We start from the raw sequence: 25,488 nt of genomic DNA, 5'->3' as shown, positions 1-25,488 counted from the left end.
ATTGCGTGGTACGAAGCAATCTCTTTAAAAATTAAAATAAGAAAAATGAAAAGAATAGCATTATTAATTGTAATAATCTTACAAACTACATTTGCCTCAAAAGCGCAAACTACAGCTGATCCCGAAATTGAAAAAAAATCGGCAGAGTGGGTGTCCTCCTTAAGCTTAAACGATGTCCAAAAAGAAGCGAGGGTGAGATCTGTAATTGCAACGCATTTATCCACCATTCGTAATTGGCACAACGAACATCCTTCATCAACCATTCCAGAGGGCATAAATCCTGTTACAGGTACGAAGCTAAGTGAATTAGATCGTTCTATTATTGCCGATTCGGCTATGCCAATAGCTATTCATCAAGATTTAATGAATGGATTGCGAAAAGATTTAACGCTAGAGCAAGTCGAGGCTATCCTAGATAAATATACGATTGGAAAAGTTGCCTTCACGTTAGCAGGATATAAATCAATAGTACCCGATTTAACAGCCAACGAAGAAGCAAAAATTACGGTTTTCTTAAAACAAGCACGAGAACAAGCTGTAGATTATAAAAACATGAAACAGATTTCAGCAATTTTCGAAATCTATAAAACGAAATCAGAGCAGTTTTTGAACAGTAATGGACGCAACTGGAGAGCATTATATAGTGCGTATGCAAAAAAAATAAGAGACGAAAAAGCAGCGAAACAGTAAGGAACTGTAATGTTTAAAGTTGTAAAGTTGTTTTGGACGTATAACTCGATCGACTTGAACTTTGCAACATTTAAACTTGCCAACAAAATGAACCAATGAACCAATGACATGAAAAAAAATATAATCTTAACCTTAATAATAACCACAGCATTTACCTTTAACGTTAAAGCCCAATTGGCCAAATGGCAAACTGGCATTGTTAAACAAGAATTTCTGTACGAAAAGGCATCTTTTCCATCATGTCATTCGGCTACTTTGGTAGAAACGCCTACAGGTTTAGTAGCAGCCTATTTTGGGGGTACTAAAGAACGTGATCCTGATGTAGAAATTTATATCAGCAGAATGGTAAAAGGTAAATGGTTAGCGCCTGTTTCAGCGGCCGATGGCGTGCAAAAGGATGGAACTAGATTACCTACATGGAATCCTGTATTATATCAAGTCCCAAAAGGAGATTTGATTTTATTTTACAAGATCGGTCCAAAACCATCAGAATGGTGGGGAATGATGAAAACCTCGAAAGATGGGGGGAAAACATGGTCTGCAGCTACAAAAATGCCTGATGGCTACATTGGCCCAGTTAAAAATAAGCCTATTCTATTAAATAATGGTAACTTATTTGCCCCATCGAGCAAGGAAGGCGATGGATGGAAAATTCATTTTGAAGTAACAAAAGATAATGGAAAAACTTGGAGAACTATTGGCCCACTCGAGGGTAAAGGTATAAATGCGATCCAACCTAGTATTTTAACACATGGCAACGGAAAACTGCAAATTTTAGCTCGGACAAGAAATCGTGCAATTGTCGAATCATGGTCGCACGATAACGGCGAAACTTGGTCGCCCTTAACGTTAACCTCATTACCGAACAACAATTCAGGCACCGATGCTTTAACCATGAAAAATGGGCAACATGTTCTGGTTTATAATCATGTTTTGCCTCCAGGCGATCTAGCAAAAGGAGCAAGAACACCTTTAAATGTATCCATCTCTAAAGACGGCATAAACTGGTCGGCTGCTTTAATTTTAGAAGACTCCCCAATTAGCCAATATTCGTATCCTGCGGTAATCCAAACTGCTGATGGAATGCTTCATTTTATCTATACCTGGAGAAGAGAAAAAATTAAACACGTAGTGGTCGATCCTTCTAAACTCAAATTGATACCGATTAAAAATGGCATCTGGCCAAGCCTTAAAGGATATACTGCACCTGCATTAACGGAAGCTAAAAGTGAAGAACCATGATAAAATTTATGTATAGCGCTATGGAGAGGAAATACAACCAAGCAATGCTAAAGCGATTGATTTTGGTATTTGTGATTTTACTCCTCAAAATTACCCTACATGCTCAACAAAACACCGATAAATTATACCGCAAACCATTGGTCGATGTTATTAAGGAAATCGAAAGGCGTTTTGGTGTACAAATTAAATATAGCGAACCTCAAGTAAAAGATAAATGGGTTAACTATGCCAGCTGGCGATTTAGAACTACTGTTGATGAAACCTTGACCAACGTTTTAATGCCTTTAGACATGAAAGTGAATAAAGAAAAGGACAAGGTGTATAAACTTAAAGAATATGAATATTATCGATGGGAAGTTAAAGATGGCTGGGCATTTCTAGACCAATTGGCTACAAAATATAACAATAAAGCCAGTTGGGAAGTACGTAAATCATTGCTTAAACCCGCTCTATATGAGGCCTTACAACTTTCGCCTTTACCTGCTAAACCCGCTTCAAAACCAATCATCACTGAGAAGCGGATAATGGATGGCTATTCTGTTGAGAACATTGCTTTAGAAATTTTGCCTGGTGTTTACATCAACGGGTCGTTGTATAAACCATTGAAATTTAAAGGTAAAATTCCTTTAGTATTGAGTCCTGATGGGCATTGGGAAAAGCAACGCTATCGAGCCGATTGTCAACTACGTTGTGCGATGATAGCTAAAATGGGGGCGATGGCTTTTAGTTATGATCTTTTTGCGTGGGGCGAGTCGATGCTGCAGTTTAACTATGAAGACCACAGAAGGAGCTTATCACAAACCGTTCAAACTTTAGGCGGAATACGCATACTCGATTATTTCACTGCGCTTCCAGAAACAGATACCGAGAGAATTGGCATTAGTGGGGGTTCAGGTGCAGGCAGTCATTCTATATTGATGACTGCTTTAGACGACCGGATTAAATTAAGTGCCCCGGTAGTTGCCATGTCGTCTTATTTCTTTGGTGGTTGCCCATGTGAAAGTGGTATGCCAATTCATCAATGTGGTGGCGGAACAAATAATGTAGAATTAGCAGCCATGGCTGCACCGAAACCCATGCTTATCGTGTCTGATGGGGGCGATTGGACAGCAGAAACCCCACAGCACGACTTTCCGTACCTGCAAAAAATTTATGCATATTATGGTGCAACAAATCAGGTTGAAAATGTGCATTTGCCAACTGAAAAGCACGACTTTGGGGTAAATAAGCGCATAGCGTTGTACAACTTCCTGATTAAAAATTTTAAGCTTAACGCAACTGCAGTTAGAGACAGTACCGGAAAATATAATGAAAGCAAATGCACCATTGAACCTGAAAAAGCACTGTACGTATTTGGAGATAATGGAGAACGTTTGCCGAAAAATGCAATCATGGGATTCGAACAATTAGAGAAATTATTCACTAAAAAGTAAACTGGCGCATGCAAAACCAACCAAATAGCAATCGAAGGTTTTTTTTAACGCAAATGGGTCTATTAGCGGGTGGCTGGTTCCTTCCAATGCAATGGACAAGTGCATCCACACCTAAAAAATGCAGATACAAGGTTGCGGTTATTGATTTAATGCTATTAAAACGTCAAAAATTAAGTGCATTTGATCTTACAAAAGAAATTGGTGCAGATGGACTAGAAGTGGATATGGGTGGATTGGGTAATCGAGAAACTTTTGAAAATCAATTAGCAGACCCATCTATTAGAAGGAAATTTTTAACCAAAGCGAAAGAACTGAAGTTAGAGATTTGTTCGCTGGCTATGACGGGTTTTTATGCACAATCTTTTGCAACTCGCCCCACTTATATTAAAATGATTCAAGATTGCTTAAATACCATGAAAGCAATGGATGTTAACGTGGCATTTTTACCTTTAGGTGTGCAAGGCGATTTAGTGAAAAATCCAGAATTGCGCCAGCCTATTGTAGATCGATTAAAAGTTGTAGGCAAAATGGCCAATAAAGCGGGTGTTGTAATTGGAATTGAAACCGCCTTAGATGCAAAAGGAGAATTAACATTGCTTAAAGAAATAGGATCTAAGTCGATAAAAAGCTATTTCAACTTTTCTAATGCACTAAAAAATGGAAGAGATGTATGCGAAGAGTTGAAAATTTTAGGAAAAAAAAATATTATTCAAATTCATGCCACGAACGAAGATGGTGTTTGGCTGCAAAATGATCCAAAAATAGATTTGGTTCGCGTAAAGCAAACACTCGATGATATGAGATGGGCTGGATGGTTGGTTATCGAACGTTCGCGCGATGCCAACAATACCAAGGATGTGAAACGTAATTTTAGCGCCAATACAGCTTATCTAAAAAAGATATTTCAACTTAATTAAGATGAAGATAAAACAACTTTTTTATTTGCTTTTATTCTTTAACGTTATTGTAACGGTTATTTCGGTTAACGCAGCAGATATTTATGTTTCTTTAAAAGGTAATGACACAAATGCAGGAACAAAAATAAAACCGGTGGCTACCTTAAATGCAGCTATTCGTATTGCTCGAGAATTAAGAAGAGTTAACGATGCGAGCATTAAAGGTGGTATCCGAATTAACGTTGAGGAAGGGTTTTACCAACTCTACGAAGCAGTTAAACTTCGGCCAGAAGATTCTGGAACAGCAAGTAGTCCGACTTCAATTGCTGCAGTTCCAGGCCGCCAAGTTATTTTAAGTGGTGGACAAAGCTTAAAGAATTGGAAAAAGGTAATAGGAAAGGTTAATGGCCTTTCACAAAATGCCCAGGGTAAAGTTTGGGCGGCTGATGTGCCTTACGATTTAACATTTCGACAGCTTTGGGTAAATAATAAGAAGGCAATACGCTCAAAAGATTATAATGGCGATAAAATGGGTAGGATTTTGTCTTGGGATTTTGAGAAACAAACTTGCAGGATACCTTTAACAAAGACCATCAACTTTTCCAATGTCGAAGGCATGGAAATGGTAATCCACCAATGGTGGGCCATAGCCAATTTAAGGGTTAAGACTGCAAAAGTAATGGACAATGCCGTAGAATTATCTTTTAGGCAACCCGAGAGCAGAATTCAATCTGAGCATCCATGGCCAGCACCATGGTTATCTACAGAAACGGGTAATTCTGCCTACTTTCTAACCAATTCAATTCAATTTTTAGATCAACCTGGCGAATGGTTTCATGATCTTAAAAATCATAAAGTGTATTATTGGCCAAGAGGAAATGAGCAAATGCAAATCGCTACTGCAATTGTTCCTAATTTAGAAAACTTACTAAAAATTGAAGGTACAATAGATAATCCTGTTAAATATGTTTCGTTTAAAGGAATTTCATTTCAACATTCTTCATGGCTCAGGCCATCTAAACAAGGCCATGTTCCACATCAAGCTGGAATGTATATGCTCGATGCTTATAAATTAGCTGTACCTGGTACAACAGATAAACGCACGTTAGAAAACCAAGCCTGGGTTGGCCGCCCTGCGGCAGCTGTAGAGGTAAGCTATGCCGATTTTACGAGTTTCGAATCGTGTAGCTTCGAACATTTGGCTTCAACAGCACTAGATTATAAAAAAGGTACCCACAATAATAGCATTAAAGGAAATCTTTTTAAAGATATCGGTGGCTCGGCTATACTGGTTGGTCAGTTTTCGGATGAAGCTACAGAAGTACATTTGCCTTATAATCCAACCGATACGCGCGAAATAAGTAGTAATCAACTCATCGAAAATAACCTTATAACCAACGCCACCAACGAAGACTGGGGTGCTGTAGGAATTGGAGCAGGCTATGTAAGTGGAATTAAAATTTCTCACAACGAAATAAATGAGGTTTCTTATACAGGGATAAGTTTGGGTTGGGGGTGGACACAATCCGTTAATGCAATGAAAAACAATACCATTATCGGGAATAAAATTCATCATTATGGAAAGCACCTGTATGATGTATCGGGTATTTATACTTTATCGGCGCAAGAAAATTCTTTAATTACAAAGAATTATATAGATAGCATCTATCGTGCTCCATATGCACATTTGCCTGATCATTGGTTTTACATCTATACCGACGAAGGTTCATCCTATTTTACAGTTAAAGATAATTGGACTCCCTCGAGCAAATTTTTGCAAAATGCGAATGGGCCGGGTAACCTTTGGTTAAATAATGGAAATTTAGTAGCGGATAGCATTAGACAAAACGCAGGCTTACAAAAGGAGTATCAGTACTTGCTAACAGAAAAAGCTAGTATGTTAGCTTCTAGAGAAATTAATGTAGATCTTGCTCTTCAAAAGTCTGTGGTTTTTGAACTTGTGTTCGCGGTGGGTACAAAGCCAAGTGCAGATGAGCTGAAAACATTTTGCGTGCAAAAAAATATTCCAGCTGAAGCTATATACTCATGGGAAAATCGATTTGTAATTTATACCTATCAGCAACATCCATCAGTGATGCAAAAAGCATTAGCACTTAAGTTCAAAGAAGCGGAAGTTAAGTTATACGATAATTTAATCTACGATTTTAATCGAAAAAAGAATTGTGATTTGTCATTTGCGAAAGAATGGGGTCATGTTATTTTGTCGGCTAATTTGCTAAGCGATACCACCTTGCAAAACGAATATCTTGCCCACCATGCTACACAATTCGAAAAATGGCCAGAACTCTCAAAGGGATTTTGTAATGCTGAGTTTCAGCAACTGTTAATTTATAAGAATGGGCCACAATTAATGCTCATCATCAGTATCCCGAAAGGAAAAAGTTTAGAAGAGTTAAATCCTAAAACGACAGAAAATAATCCTAGGGTTAACGATTGGAATGCATTAATGAAAAAATATCAAGTAGGAATTGAAGGAACAAAACCCGGGGAAGTGTGGGTGTTTTTTAATCCCTTACCAACAACTAACAAACCAACAAACTAAGTATGTTAAAACTAGGAATTTTAGGTTTAGGAGAGGGTAGAAGTACGATAGCTGCAGCTTTAGCAAGCGATAAGTACCAATTGGCCCAGATTTGCGATGCAAGTCTAGAAATGTGTAAACTAAGAGCAAAAGAATTCGACTTCCATAACTTCACCACCAATTATCAGCAGATGCTGGATGATAAAAACATTGATGTAATTGCAATCTATACACCTGATCATTTGCATGCTGAGCACGTTAAACAAGCACTTTTACATGATAAACATGTAATTTGTACGAAACCATTTATCGACGATTTATCAAAAGCAAGCGAGCTTTTAAAGTTAAGTAAATTAACCCACAAGAAAATTTTTGTAGGCCAAAGTTCTCGTTTTTTTGAGCCAGCCATGCGTCAACGTAGTGACTACGAAGCAGGGCTGATTGGCGATTTAATTACCATAGAAGCACAATACCATGCTGATCATCGTTGGTTTTTAGCCAAAGGTTGGTCGCTAAAACAATCGTTTAAATGGCTTTATGGGGGCTTAAGTCACCCAACAGATTTTATTAGATGGTATTTGCCCGAAATTGAAGAGGTTATGGGCTATGGTATGCTTAGCAGCAACGGGGCTAAAGAAGGTTTAAAAAATCACGATACCATGCACTTTATCTTTAAAGCAAAAGATGGAAGAATTGCACGTGTAAGTGGTGCCTATACCGGACCCACCCAACCCGCCTATCGCGACAGTGGCATGAGTACCATTTTAAGAGGAACGGAAGGTGCGAGTCAGGCCGATTACCATGAACTCCGCTATGCGGTAACCGATAAAACTGGCGAAGAGAAAATAATTACGTGGGGCGATGCAAAATTAAAACACTATTTCCGCTTCGAAGGCCAAAGTCACCACGCCGGCGAATACCAAAATTACCTCGATTATTTTGCCAATAGTATTGAAAACGATGCCATAGCCTATCCCGATTTAAAAGAAGGAATTGGAACAGTTGCACTCTTGCAGGCCATGGACAGATCGCTAGAAACAGGAAAACCAGTAAAAATTGATGATATTTTAAAAGAATATGAGCCAAATCAATAACTTTTTACAACCGATAGATTATGCTGTTATTGCGGCCTATTTAATTATCCTTATTGCCTTTGGTTATTATATCTCCTTTGTTAAAAATAAAGTAGATAACGAAAACATTTTTTTAGCTAGTAATAGCTTGGGGTGGATGAGCATTGGTTTAAATATGTGGGGTACAAATGTTGGGCCTTCGATGCTTATTGCTTCGGCAAGTGTTGGCTTTACCAGCGGTATTGTGGCGGGTAATTTTGCCTGGTATGCGTTCATTTTTATATTATTGCTCGCGATGGTCTTTTCACCACGTTATTTAGGGGCTAAAGTGCTTACCCTGCCTGAGTTTATGGGGAAACGTTTTGGCGATTCGACAAGGAATATATTAGCGTGGTACACTTTAATTACCATCTTAATTTCGTGGTTGTCGCTAACATTATTTGCAGGTGGAATTCTGGTGAAGCAGCTACTCGATATGCCAATGTATCTATCCGTAATTTTAATGGTGATTTTGTCTGCTTTTTTTGCGGCAGCTGGAGGATTAAAAGCAATTGCATATACCAATGTTTTCCAGATGTTATTACTCATCGTCGTGTCGTTATTACTTGTAGTTTTAGGTGTAGATAAGGCTGGCGGACTATCAGCCATCTACAACAGTACCCCTGGTTCTTATTGGAACTTATTCCTTCCATCATCTGATAAAAATTATCCTTGGATAGCTATTTTATTAGGTTATCCTATTATGGGTGTGTGGTTTTGGTGTACCGATCAATCAATGGTTCAATCGGTTTTGGGTGCCAAAAACTTGAAGGAAGGGCAACTAGGCGCAAACTTTATTGGCTGGCTAAAAATTTTAGATGTTCCCCTTTTTATTCTACCAGGAATTATTTGCTTCGTTTTATATCCTCAATTAAAAAATCCCGACGAAGCGTATTTAACCATGGTTACTCAGTTATTTCCGGCAGGATTAAAAGGGTTGATTATAGTGGTGTTAATTGCTGCCTTGATAAGTACCATTGGGTCTGCCTTAAACTCCTTAAGCACAGTTTTTACCATGGATATTTATGTTAAAAGATATAAGCCAAATGCTTCACCAACAACCATCAAAAAAACAGGCAGATGGGTGGTGCTGGTCGGTTCATTGATCTCTATTTTTATCACTATAGGTATAGATAGTATTAAAGGTTTAAATCTTTTTGATGTATTTCAGTCGGTGTTAGGATTTATTGCTCCACCCATGTCTGCGGTGTTTCTTTTTGGTGTACTATGGAATAAAACCACAACACGAGCAGCAAATTTTGTACTAATATTTGGAACATTATTTAGCTTAGGAACTGGTGTTTTATACCTGTGGGTTTTTCCGAATGGTACGTACAACTGGCCTCATTTCCTACTCTTATCCTTCTATATATTTGCATTCCTTTCTATCCTAGCATTTTTTATAACCATCACTGATAAAGCTGGACAAAAAAATCATCAAGCTTTACTGAAAATTGATTTATCTGCGAAACCCGATTTTCAAGTCAAGTTTTTGTGGGTGTTACTAATCCTAGTGATGGTTGCATTATATATCTTTTTTAACGGCCACTAATTTTAACACTATGAAATAGCCATGTGCCGAAACACACCAACGCAAACGAAGATACATGACGTATTCTATATAACAAATAACAATAACATCATACACATATGAATTTTATTCTAAGACTCTCGATCTGTACCCTTACTTTATTAAGTTTAGTAGTCGAATCACAGGCGCAAAAAGCTTCCTGGATTTGGTATCCAGGCGATTTTGATATCTACATGAGCAATATAATGCAAAATAGAAGAACAGAACGTGGTTCGTTTTTTCCGCCATTTTGGAAAATGGATAGCCATTATGTACTGGTCGATTTTCATAAAGAATTTAACTTGGCAGCTGCCGAAGAGGTAAAGTTATACGTTGAAGGCATGTACAATGTAAAAATCGACGGGCAAGCGGTATTGGGTTTTCCTAAAATGATATCGATTCCCGCAGGAAAACATAAATTAAGTTTAAAGGTATATGGGCAAGCCAAAGTTCCTGCCATTTTTGTTCAAGGTAAAACAGTTGTTTCTGATGAAACTTGGCTTACAACTTTTGAAGACAAAGAGTGGATCGATGCCAGTGGAAAAACTTCCGACAAATCGGGAACTACTTTTGTAAATGCTGGAACATGGGACTTAACGGATCCCTTAACACCACCATCGAAATTTAAATTGCCCGTTTTGCCCATGAATGCAGTTAAAAAAGAAAAAAACAATACAGGTTTTGTGGCCGATTTTGGTAAAGAAACCTTTGGTTTTGTAAAATTACATGGTTTAAAGGGAAAAGGAAAACTTACCATCTTTTATGGTGAATCGAAAGAAGAAGCTTTATCTACCGATAAGTGCGAAACTTTAGACGTTTTGGATCTAGATTTATCGAGTAAAAAAGACTCGGTATTGGAACTTTCGAAAGCATTTAGGTATGTAAACTATCAAGCAGAAGGCACAGTTTCTCTAGACTCAATTTCGATGCTGTACGAATATTCACCAGTTGCCGAACGAGGTTCATTTAATAGCGCTGATAATGAGTTAAACAGAATTTACGATGTCGCAAAATACACCTTTCACCTAAATACAAGAGAGTTTTTTATCGATGGCATTAAGCGCGACAGATGGGTGTGGAGCGGAGATGCCTACCAAAGTTATTTGATGAATTATTATTCGTTTTTTGATGCACCCACAGTAAAAAGGACGTTGTTGGCACAACGTGGAAAAGATCCCGTTACGGCACACATTAACACCATTATGGATTATTCTTTCTACTGGTTTCTAGGGATTTACGATTACTATAAATTTACAGGAGATCAAAAATTTGTATCCGAAATATATCCACGTATGAAAACCTTAATGGAATATATTAATGGTCGCCAAAATAAAGATGGCTTATTAGAATGGATGCCGGGCGACTGGATTTTTATCGATTGGGCTGATAAATTAAGTAAGGAGGGAGAGGTAAGCTTTGAACAGTTATTGTATTGCCGAAGTTTAGAAACAATGGCTTTATGCGCAAATCTGGCTGGGGATACAGCTGGCTCGGCCGTTTATACTAAACAGGCAACAGCTTTACGCACTAAAATTTTCGATTTATACTGGAATAAAGATAAACATGCACTAGTACATAGTCGCATTGGCGGAAAACAAACCGATAATGTAACGCGCTATGCAAATATGTTTGGTATCTTTTTCGACTATTTTTCGCCAGAGCAAAAACTAGAAGTTAAGCAGCATGTACTTTTAAATAATAAGGTTAACAAGATTACAACGCCTTACATGCGCTTCTATGAACTTGAGGCCTTGTGCGCCATGGGCGAACAGCCGTATGTGCTAAAAGAAATGAAAAATTATTGGGGTGGGATGTTAAAATTAGGAGCGACTTCGTTTTGGGAAGAATATAATCCTGAAAAAAAGGACACCGAACATCTTGCCATGTACGGTCGTCCATTCGGTAAAAGCTTATGCCATGCCTGGGGCGCTAGTCCGATTTATTTATTAGGAAAATACTATCTAGGAGTAAAGCCTTTAACTGCTGGTTATAAAACCTATACGATAGAACCAAATCTAGGCGGTTTAGCCTGGATGGAGGGTAAAGTTCCAACACCTGATGGGGATATTTCAGTATATTGCAGTACGAAAGAAATTAAAGTTAAATCTTCAGTTGGCGAAGGAAAATTAAGATTCAAAAGCAGTGCTAAACCAACACTAAAAAATGGTACTGTAGTCGAAATATCAAAAGGGCTTTACGAAATCAGCATACAGAAAGGAGTAGATTATTTAATTACGTACACAGCTTTGAAATAGGCACGATGGTTGCGAATTGCGGGTTGCAGGGCTGGGCGCTAATGAGGGCGGTTAAATTAACGATACCTTTGCGCTCTCCGCGCCCTTTGCGGTTAAAAAAAGAGTAACCAAACCTCTTTACGTGCTGTGCAATCCTCCCTTTCTTTGAGGTTTAAAAACCTACAAATTTATCCCTATCCTTGCCTCAATTTTCTTTACACATTTATTCGCCTCGGCTAAAATTTCTTCTGTCTTAATATTCTTATTGCTATTTAAGGTGCTTAACATCGAGATGGTTAAGCACGCAATAACCCCATCTTTATTTTGTTTTCCAATAGGAACAGAAATATCAGAAACCCCTTCGGCAAGATCACTGGGCTTAAAATATGCGCCAGTTTGCTGGATATTTTCTAAAGAAGCCAAAAATTCTTCACGCTTTGTTTTTGGGTATTTTTTGAAGATGTCATTATTCTTTAAGGTGCTCATGCGCTCCTTTTCTGGCATAAAAGCTAAGATAACTTTTCCCGATGCTGTAAGTGGTAAGGGGAAAAGATTGCCCTCTTCAATTGATAAAGCGATTGGGCCAGGACTTTTTGCATGAATAATAACCATGACTTGATTCATATACAAAATACTCAAATGACACGATTGGCGTACACTATCCGCCAATTCTTCTAATGGAAATTGAGCAGCCTTACGCAATTCATCAACTGGCGAGTGACGATGAGAAAGGTAAAATAACTTTAAAGATAATCTGTATTTCCCAGAAACCTCATCCCTTAAAATGTAACCACGGCTTTCTAAGCTCATCAACATTCGGTAAATTTCGTTCGGCGTTCTGCCAATCCCAGTAGCAATATCAGACTGCGAAAGCGGAATAGATTGGGCAGAAAGGTATTCCAATACATCAAGCCCTTTGTCGAGCGCAGGCGCTTGATATTTTGATTCTTTTTCGTTTATGGTGCTCATTTATAAAAGCGGTTTAGTATTTCAAACATACAAAATGGTTTTTAATTAATCGCTCACTTTTTTACCACATAGAAACATAGCACAAATAGTTTCTGGAGCATATTTTCTCTGTTGTCTTTGTATCTAAGTGATTTAAATTAAAAAACGCGTTAATATTTAATAGTGTTGCTATTTTTTAATCAATAATACGTTCATATTTAAAAAAAACATTTATATTTGAATAATGACTTTTTAAATTTAGTCATAAATTTAAGTTATTTTAAAGGTGTATTTATCCTTTAACCATTTATAAACCAATTTTATTGTCGCCCTGCGATAGATGATGTTAACACTAACTAAAGTTAGTTTTTAATTTTGTAATGAGCAAACTGATCGTTTTTTCTTGGCTTTACTTTCTTAGCATTCCGCTGTTTGCACAAGTTTTAAAGGTTGATGAATTAACATGCCAATATCAGGTAAATCCAACAGGTGTTGAAACGCTAAATCCCTATTTAAGCTGGAAATTAAAATCGAAACAAAATAACGTGCTTCAAACAGCTTATCAAATCTTGGTAGCTGAAAATACCTCAGATTTGAGCAAGAATGTGGGAAGCATTTGGGATTCAAAAAAAACAAATTCAAAGCAATCGATTCAAAATAAGTTTAAAGGGAAACTTTTGAAAGCTGGAAAAACATATTTCTGGAAAGTTAGAATATGGGACAATAAAAATAATGTGTCGTGGAGTGCCATTTCAACATGGCAAATGGGCTTACTTACCTTGGCCGATTGGAAAGGTGCCAATTGGATTGCGTACGAGAAATTGGCCGATTCGAATGTAAACACCTTACCTACAGATGGTAAAAAAGATAAGTTTAACCAAAACAACATACTCCCACTTTTTAGAAAAGAATTTGAAGTACCTAAAACTGTAAAAAGAGCAACGCTATTTATTGCTGGTCTAGGCCATTTCGAAGCAAAACTTAACGGACAAAAAATTGGAGACCATTTTATCGATGCAGGGTGGACCAAATACGATAAGCAAGCACTGTATGTAACATTCGATTTAACAAAACAAATAAAAATGGGCAGCAATGCCTTAGGCGTAATGCTGGGAAATGGATTTTATTACATCCCACCCGTAAAAGGTAGGTATCGAAAATTAAAAGTTGCATTCGGTTTTCCTAAAATGATTTGCAAGTTGATTATCGAACATAATGATGGCACCAAAACAACGATTAATAGCGATCAGTCATGGAAAACAGCCCCTTCGCCCATTATTTTCTCGAGTATTTATGGGGGCGAAGATTACGATGCTAACTTAGAACAAAAGGGATGGGACAATATTGGCTTCAAGTCTATTGGATGGAAAATACCGCTAGTTGTTAATGGACCCCCACTCAACTCACAAAAAGAAGAACCGGTTAAAGTATTTGAAAATTTTGTTGCGAAGACTATTCAATCTCTGCCCAATGGCGACTTGGTATACGATTTAGGACAAAACGCTTCCGGAATAATAGAACTCAAAGTAAAAGGAAAAAAGGGAGATACCATCCGAATTACACCGGCCGAATTGCTAAAAGCAGATGGCAATGTAAATCAAGCCCCAACTGGTAGCCCCTTTTACTTTACTTATATTTTAAAGGGAGGAGGCCTAGAAACATGGCGCCCTCAATTTACCTATTATGGATTTCGATATTTGCAAGTAAAGGGTGCTTTACAGAAAAGTCAAATAAACTTTACATCAATGTCAAGTAAACCTTACATTGAAGACTTAAAAGGGCTGCATATTCGTAATGCAGCTAAGCCTGTTGGAAAATTTTCTAGTTCTAATGATTTATTTAATAAAACGTTTAACTTAATAGATTGGGCTATAAAAAGCAATATGGTAAGCTTATTTACCGATTGCCCTCATCGCGAAAAATTGGGCTGGTTAGAAGAACTTCACCTGATGGGAAGCTCGGTTCGTTACAACTACGATGTGGCGCTGCTTTTTAGAAAAGCGTTACAGGATATGAGAAATTCGCAAACAACAGAAGGGTTAATTCCAGAAATTTCTCCTGAATATGTGAAGTTTGAATGGGGTGGTGATATGTTCAGGGATTCGCCAGAGTGGGGAAGTAGCGGAATAATTATGCCTTGGTATTTGTATCAATGGTATGGCGATAAGGGCGTATTGGCTGATTACTATCCGATGATGAAACGTTACATCGCTTATTTAGGTACAAAAGCAAAAGACAATATACTTTCACAGGGCCTGGGCGATTGGTACGATTTAGGTCCAAAACCTCCAGGTGTATCGCAATTAACACCTATGGGTGTTACTGCAACGGCAATTTATTATCAAGATTTGATGATTTTGCAACAGATTGCGAAAGTATTGGGTAAAACCGAAGAAATAAAAACCTATCAACGCTTGGCAACGGAAGTAAGAAAATCATTTAATCAAACATTTTTTAATCCAACTACTAAACAATACGCTACCGGTAGTCAGACAGCCAATGCCATGGCCGTTTATATGGAGTTGGTAGAACCAGAAAACAAAGCTGCTGTAGTAGAAAATATAATTAAAGATATTAGGAATAGGAACAATAGTTTAACTGCTGGCGATATTGGTTATCGTTATCTGTTAAAAGTTCTGGAAAATGAGAACCGGTCTGATGTAATATTCGACATGAATAGCCGATCAGATGTACCTGGTTACGGTATGCAAATTGCAAAAGGTGCAACCGCATTAACAGAATCGTGGGCAGCGTTGCCTACCGTATCTAACAATCATTTTATGCTTGGGCATTTAATGGAATGGTTTTATAGTGGCGTGGGCGGAATTAGGCAAGAGAAAAATTCTTTAGGTTTTAATAAAATCATAATTTATCCTGAAGTGGTGGGCGATTTAACTTCTGCGAAAACAAGTTACGATAGTCCGTATGGGATTATCGAAACAGAATGGATAAAAACCAATGAGGGGTTGAAATTAGCAGTTACTATTCCTGCCAATGCCACGGCTACCCTATATTTACCAGCCTCAATTACACATCAAGCAACCAATTTAGGAACGGCATCATTTACCGCTTTAGGCTATGAAAATGGAAGAGCGAAAATAGGAGTAGGTTCGGGTTCGTATAAATTTATGGGAAGATGAGAAAAGCCATTTTACTTTTAGCCTACTTTATATTTACCGCCTTAATTTCTTTTGCTCAACAGAAGAATGCAGTTTCATTAATACAGATGGAAAAAATTTATCAAGAGGTTAAAACTCCTTATAAATTTGGCTTGGTGATGGTTCCTAACGATACTCAGCATAAAATGGATTGCCCTACAGTATTTCGTAAAGGAAAATATTGGTATATGACGTATCTGATCTATGGCGGTAGAGGTTACGAAACTTGGTTAGCAAAAAGTAAAGATTTACTTCATTGGCAAAACTTGGGTCGTCTACTGTCATTTTCAGATACAGAAACATGGGACAAGAACCAAAAGGCTGGGTATAATGCTTTAACCAATATAAACTGGGGTGGGAACTACAAATTATCGAAATATAAAGGCAACTACTGGATGTCGTATTTTGGTGGAAAAGAAAAGGGTTACGAAGTAGAACCGCTATCGATTGGAATGGCATATACCGATAAAAATCCGAGTAAAGTTCAAGAATGGAATAGATTAGTTCAGCCTGTACTCACTTCAGCAGATGCGGATGTAAGATGGTGGGAAAATCGGAATAAACTATTTAAAAGTACGGTGATCGAAGATAAGGAGCGGTTAACTGGTCACCAATTCGCCATGTATTATAATGCTGTTGGCGATTCGTTGGTCGACAATAAAAAGACGCGTTGGTATGAACGAATAGGAATGGCTGTTTCTGATGATATGCAAAATTGGCAGCGCTATTTAAAAGACCCTGTGGTTCATCACCCTGTTGGGATAACGGGCGATGCAGTTATTCAAAAAATTGATAATACATGGGTAATGTTCTATTTCGGTGCATTTTGGGAAGATCGTAAAGGAGCATTTAACCGCTTCGCCGCCTCAACTGATTTGATAAACTGGACAGATTGGACGGGAGATAATCTTATCGAATCTTCAGAAACTTATGATCAATTGTATGCGCATAAATCGTTTGTACTTAAACATAAAGGCATAGTGTACCACTTTTATTGTGCCGTAAATAAAAATGACGAGCGAGGAATTGCAGTAGCTACCTCAATAGATTTAGGAAAGAGTAAAATTAGTTTCGTAGGAAAATGAAATGGTTTAATTTTAAATATGGCTTTTTAATGGTTTTGCTTTTTGCAGTAGCATCTGCGGTGAGCGCAAAAACCCCAACTCCCAACTCCACCCTCCAAGCCCCTCGAACAAGAACCAACTTTAACAAAGACTGGAAATTCTTTTTAGGCGATAACGATTCAGCTAAATCATTACTATTTAACGATTTGAAATGGAGAAAATTAACACTACCGCACGATTGGAGCATTGAAGGTAAATTTGACGAAAAAAATCCTTCAAAACCTGAAGGAGGTGGCTTACCGACGGGAATAGGTTGGTATCGAAAAGAATTTATTGCACCATTTAATTATAAAGATAGAATTATAACTATCGAATTCGACGGTGTATACAAAAATAGTGAAGTGTGGCTCAATGGACATTCTTTAGGTAAAAGACCCTTTGGTTATATCTCATTTTCGTACGAATTAAGTAAGTATTTAAAACCTGGAAAAAATATAATCGCAGTTAAAGTAGATAATTCTGCACAGCCCGACTCACGTTGGTACAGTGGGTCGGGTATTTATCGCAATGTTTGGATTACTTCAACATCCAAATTAGCATTTGCACAATGGGGTACATCTGTTACCGCTAATTTTGCCAAAGCTAATGAGTTTCGAGGAACCCAAGTTCACTCCGTTCCTTACCCTACTGCTCATATTAACATCAAAACTAACGTATTCAATAAAACTTTAAGAAATCAGTCTTTCAATATAAAGATTTCAATTTTTAATCCTAATGGAAAATTGGTTTTAGACGAGAAACCCATGCTGGTGAAGACCACAGGCGTTGATGTAACATTCAAATATGATAATTATAGCTTGAAAGATCCAATGCTATGGTCGGTAGAAAACCCCCAGCAATATAAATTAGTTGCAGAAATTCTCCAAAATGGGAAAACAATTGATCGAAAAACTACACTATTCGGCATCCGATATTTCAATTTTGATGCAAGAACTGGTTTTTCTTTAAATGGTAAACCAATGAAGATTAATGGCGTTTGTATGCATCACGATTTAGGTGCTCTTGGTGCCGCTGTAAATACAAGAGCAATGGAGCGCCAACTCGAAATTTTAAAAGAAATGGGCTGCAATGCCATCCGAACTGCACATAATCCACCTGCACCCGAGTTTTTAGACCTGTGCGACAAAATGGGCTTTTTGGTTATGGACGAATCATTCGACGTTTGGAAAAAGAAAAAGGTATCAAAAGATTATAATGTAAACTTTACCGAATGGCATAAAAGAGATCTCGAAGATATGATTAAGCGCGATTTTAATCACCCTTCGATCATTTTATGGAGCATTGGCAACGAAATTCGTGAACAGTTCGATAGCACTGGAATTGCGCTTACTAAAGAACTCGTAAAAATTGTGAAAGATTTAGATCAATCGCGCCCAGTATTATCTGCCTTAACCGAAACCAATGCCGCCAAGAATTTTATCTATCAAGCAGGTGCTTTAGATGTGTATGGATTAAACTATAACCACAAACTTTACGAAGATTTCCCAATACTTTATCCTAACGAGAAATTCTTAGCAACTGAAACTACATCTGCCTTAGAAACCCGAGGTTTTTACGATACTGCAGATAGCATTCGTCGCTGGCCAAAGGATGGAAGAACAAAGTTTACAGAAGGCAATTCTTCGTGGGCCGCATCAGCTTATGATAATGTTTCGGCCTATTGGGGTTCGACGCACGAAGAAACGCTAAAAGCAGCAAAAAAATACACTCATGTTTCTGGTATTTTTGTGTGGACAGGTTTCGATTATTTAGGCGAACCGCTACCGTATTCATGGCCTGCCAGAAGCTCGTATTTTGGGATTGTAGATTTGGCCGGCTTCCCTAAAGATTCGTATTATCTTTATCAAAGCGAGTGGACTACCAAACCCGTTTTGCATATTTTGCCACATTGGAATTGGCCAGTAAATGGATTATTTGCTGGTAAACAAGAAAAAGTAATCGATGTTTGGGCCTATTACAATAATGCCGACGAAGTAGAATTGTACCTCAATGGTAAATCATTAGGTAAAAGAAGCAAACAAAATGACGACTTACATGTACTGTGGAAAGTTAACTATGAGCCAGGTACCTTAAAAGCAGTTTCTCGAAAAAATGGAAAGGAAGTTTTAGTTAAGACAATTAAAACGGCTGGTAAAGCGGCTAAAATTGAATTAATTGCCGATCGAGAAAATATTCTAGCAAATGGTACCGATTTGTCGTTTGTAACGGTTAAAATAACCGACGAAGCGGGAAATTTAGTGCCTGAAGCGGATAATTTGGTGAATTTTAAATTAGACGGTGTAGGTTTTATCGCTGGGGTTGACAATGGTTTTCAAGCAAGCTTAGAACCTTTTAAAGCAAATTATAGAAAAGCATATCATGGTCTTTGTCTTGCCATTATACAGGCAACAGAAAAAGCAGGTACCATAAAACTAACTGCCACAGCAGAGGGATTGAAAGAAGCCACCATTGTCATCTCAACGAAAGGAGAGAACTAAATGAGGATTTGATGGAAAATGGTTAGGAGCCGCATGGTTGCGAGTTTTACCTCAATTCGTCATCTCGAGTGAATGAGGCACGAGAGACGAGAGAACTTTAATAGCTATCTCCTCGCTGCGCTACGTTCGGTATGACGATGCTAAGTAGAATAAAAATATTAAAAATCGGTGAAATCTATTAATCGGTGTAATCATTCGCTTAGCGAATTAATGTGAGATCAAAAAATATAGTAAGAAATTGAACAAACAAATCACTTTAAAAGGTATAACATGGAATCATAGTCGTGGGTTTTTGCCCATGGTAGCTACTGCACAGCGATTTTCAGAACTTCATCCCCATGTACAAATTATTTGGGAAAAAAGAAGCCTGCAAGCTTTTGCCGACTTTTCTATTCAAGAATTGGCAGAACGCTTCGATCTTTTAGTAATTGATCATCCTTGGGCAGGATTTGCCGCAAAAACAAAATCTATTGTTCCATTAGATAATTATTTAACTACAGAATATTTAAAAGATCAGGAAATAAACAGTGTTGGCGCTTCTTACGAAAGTTACCACTACGACAATCACCAATGGGCATTGCCCATCGATGCAGCAACTCCAGTAGCAGCAAGTAGACCAGATTTACTTAACGAAAAAGGATTAAGCTTGCCCAAATCATTCGACAATTTGTTGGCCCTGGCCGATAAAGGCCTAGTTGCTTTTGCAGGTATTCCAATCGATATTCTAATGAATTTTTACACGTTTTGCTGTTCATTAGGTGAAGATCCTTGCCAAAATGAGGAGGAGGTAATTTCATCAATGATAGGAATTCAAGCCCTAAAGATGTACCGAGAATTGGCTAGTAAAATTGATGCAGAAAATTTTAACCGAAACCCTATTCAGGTATATGAAGCGATGACAGCCACTGATAAAATCGCCTATTGTCCATTTGCTTACGGATATGCCAATTACTCGAGAAATGGATATGCCCGTAAGCCTTTGTATTTTCATGATATGATTAGCCTTGTAGGGAAAACCAAGTTAAGAAGCACGTTGGGGGGGACTGGATTAGCCATTTCATCGAAATGCGAAAACTTAGCTATCGCAGCTCAATATGTTGCCTACGTTGGTTCGCCTAGCTGTCAACAAACCTTATATTTCGAAAGTGGTGGTCAGCCCGGACATTTAACGGCTTGGAACAACGAAGAAGTAAATCGCCAAAGCCAAAACTATTTTGCTAATACTTTACCCGCATTACAGCGTGCATTTTTACGCCCACGTTACCACGGATCGATGTTTTTTCAAGACCATGCAGGCGATATAGTTAGAGAATATGTGATGAATGGTGGCAACGAAGAAAAAGTACGAACTGAATTGAATAAATTATATGTTAAATCTAAAACGTTGATAGCATGACAAAGCCTTTAGAAGGAGTTTTAGTTTTAGAATTTTGCCAATTTCTGGCAGGACCTTCGGCTGGTCTAAAACTGGCTGATTTAGGCGCAAGAGTAATTAAAATAGAAAGACCAGTGCAGGGCGATGCCTGCAGGCAACTGGCTATTAAAAACCTTTTTATCGATAAAGATAGCCTGCTTTTTCATACCATTAATCGAAATAAAGAATCGTATGCTGCCGATTTAAAAGACAGCGAAGATTTACAGCGGTTAAAAAAATTAATTAGCATAGCCGATATAATGATCCATAATTTCAGGCCAGGGGTGATGGAGAAAATTGGGCTGGATTACCAGTCGGTACAATTAATTAATCAGACAATAATTTATGGTGTAGTTACTGGATACGGAAATGAAGGTCCATGGGCAAAAAAACCAGGGCAAGATTTACTTGTACAATCTATTTCTGGGTTAACTTATTTATCGGGAACCAGCAACGATGGGCCAGTTCCTTTCGGTCTTTCGGTGTCGGATATTATGTGCGGCAATCATTTAGCCCAGGGTTTAATGGCTGCATTAATTAAAAGGGCTAAAACGGGTAAAAGTATATTGGTTGAAGTGAGTTTGTTGGAGTCGATTTTAGATGTACAATTCGAAGTGCTTACTACGTATTTAAACGATGGGGGTAAGTTGCCCAAGAGAAGTGCAATGAAGGGCAGTGCACATGCGTATTTAAGTGCCCCTTATGGTATTTACGCAACAACTGATGGGTATTTAGCCTTGGCAATGGGCGATTTAAGCCTAATCGCATCGTTAGTGAATTGCCAAATAAGTGATGTGCATACCGATAAACACTCCGCATTCGAAAATCGTGATGAACTGATTTCCAGATTAGGTGAAACGTTTAAAACTTCATCAACAGTTAGCTGGCTTAATTTATTAGAAAGCAATGGTGTTTGGTGTGCTGAAGTATTAGATTATAAAAATGCAGTAAAATTAACTGCTTATAAAAACCTTGATGTCGAACAGCAATTGGTGTTAACTGATGGTAGAGTGCTCAAAACAACCGCTAGTCCAATACGGCTCGACCGCAAAAAGTTATTTTCTGACAAAGCAGCGCCAGTTTTAGGAGGCGATAATGATAAAATTAATAGGGAATTTGGATTATGAGGCCACTCGAAGGTTATGTAGTTATAGATTTTAGCCAGTTCTTATCTGGACCATCTGCTAGTTTACGCTTGGCTGATATGGGGGCTAGGGTAATAAAGATCGAGCGCTTAGGCATAGGCGATATTTGTCGCTCACTCTACACTTCTGATTTAATTATGAATGGAGAATCATCTGTTTTTCATGCCATAAATAGAAATAAGGAAAGTTTTGAGGTCGATTTAAAGAAAGAAGAAGATTGCCAGATGGTTCGCGAACTGTTGAAAAAAGCAGACGTAATGATTCATAATTTCCGTCCAGGCGTAATGGGGAGGCTTGGGTTCGATTATGAAGCTGTTTCGACACTTAATCCATCCATTGTTTATGGCGAAATCTCGGGATATGGTACAGAGGGAGAATGGAAAGCTAAACCTGGACAAGATTTGTTATTGCAATCCTTAACGGGCTTAACTTCGTTAACCGGAAATGCCACAAGCGGTCCTATGGCTATGGGTTTATCCATTGTCGACATGCTTGCAGGGGCACACCTGGCACAAGGTATTTTGGCGTGTTTATACCGCAAGGCCATAACCAACGAAGGAAGCTTAATTCAGGTAAGCATGATGGAATCGGCCTATGATTTTCAATTCGAAACGATTACTACGTTTTTAAATGATGGAGGCATTTTACCAGAGCGGTCGATAAATAACAATGCAAATGCATATTTAGGGGCTCCATACGGTATTTATAAAACACAAACTGGCTATATTTCTTTAGCCATGGCCTCCATTCCAGTAATAGGTAAATTGCTAGGGTGCAACGAATTATTAAAATATGCCGATGTGAAGCAAGCATTTGATTTACGCGACGAGATTAAAGCGATTTTGGCTACGCATTTGTTAACCAAAACCACCGAACACTGGCTATCTAGATTAGAACCTGCCGATATTTGGTGTGCCGATGTGTTAAATTGGTCATCGCTGATGGAGCATGATGGTTTTAAGGTGCTAAATATGATTCAAGAAGTCGAAATGCTAGATGGATATACCTATAAAACTACAAGATGCCCTATCCGTATTGATGGAGAATTGTTAACTTCAACAAAAGGATCACCTAAATTGGGACAAGACAATGAACACATCATTAACGAATTTATCCAGCTAACTACCCTAACAGATGGAAACGTTTAGAATCGCTGTACGCAAATTTGGTCCATTCGAAAAGGCTATGCAGAAGTTTTGGGATAGGTATTGCCTTTTTTCTGGCTGTAATTTAAAACTTGAATTGGTGATTATGGATTTGAACGAACTGCACGATCGTACCTTAGGCAAAAGTGGCTTAGCCAATGGTGTATTCGATGTTGCGCATATCAATACCGATTGGATTTATGAAGGCTATTCGACACAGGCATTTGAAGTGTTAAATCCATATATCGAAAAAAGGCCGCCTGTTGATTTTCTTCATGGATGGAGTTCATCTTTGTTAGAATTACAGCAGTTTGAAGGTAAAATTGTAGGTTTGCCATTTCACGATGGACCTGAGTGCTTACTCTATCGAAAAGATTTGTTCGAAAGCCATGAAGAGCAAGCAGCTTATCTCGAAAAGTACGGTCAACGCTTAAGAGTTCCGAAAACATGGGACGAGTTTTATCAAATCTCTCAATTTTTTAATCGTCCACACCTAAATCTTTATGGAAGCATATTTGCTTGCTATCCAGATGGACATAATGCCGTGTTCGATTATTGTTTGCAATTATGGTCTCGTGGTGGAAGCTTAATCGACCACAAGGGTAAAATCAGTATCGATACGCAAGCATCGCTAGAAAGTTTAGATTTTTATCGGAAGATAGTGAATGATGTTACCGCGGTGCATCCAGGCTCTGCTCAATTCGATTCGGTAGCTGCTGGTCTTGCCTTCAGTAAAGGCCAAGCCGCCATGATGATCAATTGGTTTGGTTTTGCCACCATGGCCGAAGTAGATGAAAATTCGAAAGTTAAAGGGAAAGTGTATATCGATCTCTTACCGGCAAACTCCGATCAAATATCGGCTTCTTTAAATGTTTATTGGTTGTATACCATTGGAAAAGGAAGCAAGCATAAAGAAGTGGCGTACGATTTTATCCGCTTTGCAACGAATGTGGCTAACGATAAAGCACTAACATTAGAAGGAGGCATTGGATGTAGAATTTCGACTTGGAATGATTCGGAAATCAACAAAATTATTCCCTACTACCATAAATTAGAAACCTTACATGTGGTTGCTAAAACGCTACCACAGCATAAAAATTGGGCACAAATAGCTTCAATTATTGATGAAATGGTGATTTTGGCAATTACGACCGACCAATCTTCGGCCGAAATTATACGTGCTGCACAAGGAAAGATTAATGAAATTGAAAAATGAATAGCCAATTTATATATAAGCCCGAACTTCCGCTAACGAAGCAGCCCATTATTATTATTGGTGCTGGAGGCATTGTGGCGGACGCACATTTACCAGCGTATAAGTTGGCTAATTTTACGGTTCATGGCATCGTAAACCGAACTATAGAACGAGCCGAGACGTTAGCTGCTGCGTTCGATATTCCAAATGTATATCATTCGATTGCAGAAGCTGTTAAACTCGCACCAGCAAATGTGGTATATGATTTAACCATCATGCCCGAACAGTATTTAGAAGCGTTGGCACAATTGCCCGATGGCAGTTCTGTATTGATTCAAAAGCCAATGGGCGATCATTTTGAGCAGGCTAAGGAGATTTTGGAGCTTTGTAGAACGAAAAATTTTAAAGCGGCAATTAATTTTCAATTACGTTTTGCCCCGTTTGTTAGTGCGGCTCGCTATTTAATTGATCAGGGCTTAATAGGTGAGGTGTACGACATGGAAGTGCGTGTTACCTTAAATACACCATGGGAACTGTTTCCTCATGTAATGATTCATCCTCGCTTAGAAATTCAATACCATAGTATCCATTATGTCGATTTAATTCGCTCATTTTTAGGCGAACCGAATAGCATATTTGCAAAAACGTTAAAACACCCTGCTAAAAATTTATCCTCTTCACGTTCTACCATCTTGTTCGATTTTGGCGATACCTTGCACGCGGTAATTAATGCCAATCATGATCACGATTTTGGACCCGAAAATCAAGAAAGTTTTATAAAATGGGAAGGTACAAAAGGTGCAATTAAAGCAAAAATGGGCTTGTTGATGGATTATCCACATGGAGTGCCCGATAAATTTGAATACTGTATTTTAGAAGAAGGAAGTGCGCCAGTTTGGAAAGCAGTTAACTTAGAGGGATCTTGGTTTCCCGAAGCATTTATTGGAACCATGGCTAATTTAATGCGATTTACCGAAGGCTCGGATAATGTATTACATACGAGTGTAGAAGATGTAATTAAAACAATGGCAGTAGTAGAAGCTGCTTATAAATCGAGTGATAACGGAGGAACTAAACCGGTTTATTAGTTCAATTGTGCACTTTTTATTAGGCAGGATGCTTAACCCACTCGCCAATAAACCAATAAACCAATGAACCAATGA

At 38.2% G+C, this 25,488-nt stretch carries 17 protein-coding genes; 16 read left to right on the top strand and 1 reads right to left on the bottom strand.

What is annotated here, in order from left to right; genetic code table 11:
* Nucleotides 1-45: 45 nt before the first annotated feature.
* From WG904_RS11380 to WG904_RS11345, 8 genes are all read left to right on the top strand, one after another.
* Entirely contained in the window at nucleotides 46-690 is a 645-nt protein-coding gene (locus tag WG904_RS11380; RefSeq protein ID WP_339579440.1) for a DUF3826 domain-containing protein, read from the top strand.
* A 108-nt stretch (nucleotides 691-798) separates the two neighbouring features.
* The gene (locus tag WG904_RS11375; RefSeq protein ID WP_339579439.1) at nucleotides 799-1,932 is read left to right on the top strand and encodes a sialidase family protein; all 1,134 of its coding nucleotides are present in this window, start codon (nucleotides 799-801) and stop codon (nucleotides 1,930-1,932) included.
* On the top strand, nucleotides 1,929-3,365 hold the full coding sequence (locus WG904_RS11370; RefSeq protein WP_339579438.1) for a DUF4974 domain-containing protein: 1,437 nt from the start codon (nucleotides 1,929-1,931) through the stop codon (nucleotides 3,363-3,365). Before WG904_RS11375 ends, WG904_RS11370 begins: the two co-directional genes overlap by 4 nt.
* A gap of 8 nt (nucleotides 3,366-3,373) precedes the next feature.
* The gene (locus tag WG904_RS11365) at nucleotides 3,374-4,282 is read left to right on the top strand and encodes a sugar phosphate isomerase/epimerase family protein (RefSeq protein WP_339579437.1); all 909 of its coding nucleotides are present in this window, start codon (nucleotides 3,374-3,376) and stop codon (nucleotides 4,280-4,282) included.
* Between the two features lies 1 nt (nucleotide 4,283).
* On the top strand, nucleotides 4,284-6,824 hold the full coding sequence (locus WG904_RS11360; RefSeq protein WP_339579436.1) for an L-rhamnose mutarotase: 2,541 nt from the start codon (nucleotides 4,284-4,286) through the stop codon (nucleotides 6,822-6,824).
* Nucleotides 6,825-6,826: 2 nt separating this feature from the next.
* Nucleotides 6,827-7,897, top strand: a complete 1,071-nt coding sequence (locus WG904_RS11355) for a Gfo/Idh/MocA family protein (protein ID WP_339579435.1) — start codon at nucleotides 6,827-6,829, stop codon at nucleotides 7,895-7,897.
* A complete protein-coding gene (locus WG904_RS11350; RefSeq protein ID WP_339579434.1) occupies nucleotides 7,881-9,467 on the top strand; it encodes a sodium:solute symporter family transporter in 1,587 nt (528 codons plus the stop codon). The genes WG904_RS11355 and WG904_RS11350 overlap by 17 nt, the downstream gene beginning before the upstream one ends.
* A 98-nt stretch (nucleotides 9,468-9,565) precedes the next feature.
* The gene (locus WG904_RS11345; protein ID WP_339579433.1) at nucleotides 9,566-11,740 is read left to right on the top strand and encodes an alpha-L-rhamnosidase-related protein; all 2,175 of its coding nucleotides are present in this window, start codon (nucleotides 9,566-9,568) and stop codon (nucleotides 11,738-11,740) included.
* A 159-nt stretch (nucleotides 11,741-11,899) separates the two neighbouring features.
* On the opposite strand, the gene WG904_RS11340 is transcribed toward WG904_RS11345, so the two are convergent.
* Nucleotides 11,900-12,688, bottom strand: a complete 789-nt coding sequence (locus WG904_RS11340) for an IclR family transcriptional regulator (RefSeq protein WP_339579432.1) — start codon at nucleotides 12,686-12,688, stop codon at nucleotides 11,900-11,902.
* Between the two features lie 359 nt (nucleotides 12,689-13,047).
* Here WG904_RS11340 and WG904_RS11335 point away from each other — a divergent pair, with 359 nt between their 5' ends.
* The 8 genes from WG904_RS11335 (at nucleotide 13,048) to WG904_RS11300 (ending at nucleotide 25,413) form a co-directional block, all read left to right on the top strand.
* Nucleotides 13,048-15,807: a family 78 glycoside hydrolase catalytic domain gene (locus tag WG904_RS11335; RefSeq protein ID WP_339579431.1), complete on the top strand. Its 2,760-nt coding sequence runs from the start codon at nucleotides 13,048-13,050 to the stop codon at nucleotides 15,805-15,807.
* Nucleotides 15,804-16,910, top strand: a complete 1,107-nt coding sequence (locus WG904_RS11330; RefSeq protein WP_339579430.1) for a glycoside hydrolase family protein — start codon at nucleotides 15,804-15,806, stop codon at nucleotides 16,908-16,910. Before WG904_RS11335 ends, WG904_RS11330 begins: the two co-directional genes overlap by 4 nt.
* A complete protein-coding gene (locus WG904_RS11325; protein ID WP_339579429.1) occupies nucleotides 16,907-19,426 on the top strand; it encodes a glycoside hydrolase family 2 TIM barrel-domain containing protein in 2,520 nt (839 codons plus the stop codon). Before WG904_RS11330 ends, WG904_RS11325 begins: the two co-directional genes overlap by 4 nt.
* Before the next feature lie 238 nt (nucleotides 19,427-19,664).
* A complete protein-coding gene (locus WG904_RS11320; RefSeq protein ID WP_339579428.1) occupies nucleotides 19,665-20,822 on the top strand; it encodes an ABC transporter substrate-binding protein in 1,158 nt (385 codons plus the stop codon).
* Entirely contained in the window at nucleotides 20,819-21,967 is a 1,149-nt protein-coding gene (locus tag WG904_RS11315) for a CaiB/BaiF CoA transferase family protein (RefSeq protein ID WP_339579427.1), read from the top strand. Before WG904_RS11320 ends, WG904_RS11315 begins: the two co-directional genes overlap by 4 nt.
* Nucleotides 21,964-23,133 carry a CaiB/BaiF CoA transferase family protein gene (locus WG904_RS11310; RefSeq protein WP_339579426.1) on the top strand — a complete coding sequence of 390 codons (1,170 nt, stop codon included), beginning with the start codon at nucleotides 21,964-21,966 and terminating at the stop codon, nucleotides 23,131-23,133. Before WG904_RS11315 ends, WG904_RS11310 begins: the two co-directional genes overlap by 4 nt.
* Complete coding sequence (locus WG904_RS11305; RefSeq protein ID WP_339579425.1) at nucleotides 23,120-24,346, top strand: extracellular solute-binding protein; 1,227 nt, start codon at nucleotides 23,120-23,122, stop codon at nucleotides 24,344-24,346. The genes WG904_RS11310 and WG904_RS11305 overlap by 14 nt, the downstream gene beginning before the upstream one ends.
* Nucleotides 24,343-25,413, top strand: a complete 1,071-nt coding sequence (locus tag WG904_RS11300) for a Gfo/Idh/MocA family protein (RefSeq protein ID WP_339579424.1) — start codon at nucleotides 24,343-24,345, stop codon at nucleotides 25,411-25,413. Before WG904_RS11305 ends, WG904_RS11300 begins: the two co-directional genes overlap by 4 nt.
* Nucleotides 25,414-25,488: the final 75 nt, after the last annotated feature.

It is taken from the genome of Pedobacter anseongensis, assembly GCF_037482965.1.
GTDB classification, from domain to species: domain Bacteria; phylum Bacteroidota; class Bacteroidia; order Sphingobacteriales; family Sphingobacteriaceae; genus Pedobacter; species Pedobacter anseongensis.
The sequence above is the reverse complement of the archived record's forward strand: the minus strand, read 5'-3'. Positions and strand labels throughout refer to the sequence as shown.

Bases quoted from the DNA above. Each gene is read 5' to 3' on its own strand.
- WG904_RS11380 (WP_339579440.1), top strand. From the start codon at position 46: ATGAAAAGAATAGCATTATTAATTGTAATAATCTTACAAACTACATTT.
- WG904_RS11375 (WP_339579439.1), top strand. From the start codon at position 799: ATGAAAAAAAATATAATCTTAACCTTAATAATAACCACAGCATTTACC.
- WG904_RS11370 (WP_339579438.1), top strand. From the start codon at position 1,929: ATGATAAAATTTATGTATAGCGCTATGGAGAGGAAATACAACCAAGCA.
- WG904_RS11365 (WP_339579437.1), top strand. From the start codon at position 3,374: ATGCAAAACCAACCAAATAGCAATCGAAGGTTTTTTTTAACGCAAATG.
- WG904_RS11360 (WP_339579436.1), top strand. From the start codon at position 4,284: ATGAAGATAAAACAACTTTTTTATTTGCTTTTATTCTTTAACGTTATT.
- WG904_RS11355 (WP_339579435.1), top strand. From the start codon at position 6,827: ATGTTAAAACTAGGAATTTTAGGTTTAGGAGAGGGTAGAAGTACGATA.
- WG904_RS11350 (WP_339579434.1), top strand. From the start codon at position 7,881: ATGAGCCAAATCAATAACTTTTTACAACCGATAGATTATGCTGTTATT.
- WG904_RS11345 (WP_339579433.1), top strand. From the start codon at position 9,566: ATGAATTTTATTCTAAGACTCTCGATCTGTACCCTTACTTTATTAAGT.
- WG904_RS11340 (WP_339579432.1), bottom strand. From the start codon at position 12,688: ATGAGCACCATAAACGAAAAAGAATCAAAATATCAAGCGCCTGCGCTC.
- WG904_RS11335 (WP_339579431.1), top strand. From the start codon at position 13,048: ATGAGCAAACTGATCGTTTTTTCTTGGCTTTACTTTCTTAGCATTCCG.
- WG904_RS11330 (WP_339579430.1), top strand. From the start codon at position 15,804: ATGAGAAAAGCCATTTTACTTTTAGCCTACTTTATATTTACCGCCTTA.
- WG904_RS11325 (WP_339579429.1), top strand. From the start codon at position 16,907: ATGAAATGGTTTAATTTTAAATATGGCTTTTTAATGGTTTTGCTTTTT.
- WG904_RS11315 (WP_339579427.1), top strand. From the start codon at position 20,819: ATGACAAAGCCTTTAGAAGGAGTTTTAGTTTTAGAATTTTGCCAATTT.
- WG904_RS11310 (WP_339579426.1), top strand. From the start codon at position 21,964: ATGAGGCCACTCGAAGGTTATGTAGTTATAGATTTTAGCCAGTTCTTA.
- WG904_RS11305 (WP_339579425.1), top strand. From the start codon at position 23,120: ATGGAAACGTTTAGAATCGCTGTACGCAAATTTGGTCCATTCGAAAAG.
- WG904_RS11300 (WP_339579424.1), top strand. From the start codon at position 24,343: ATGAATAGCCAATTTATATATAAGCCCGAACTTCCGCTAACGAAGCAG.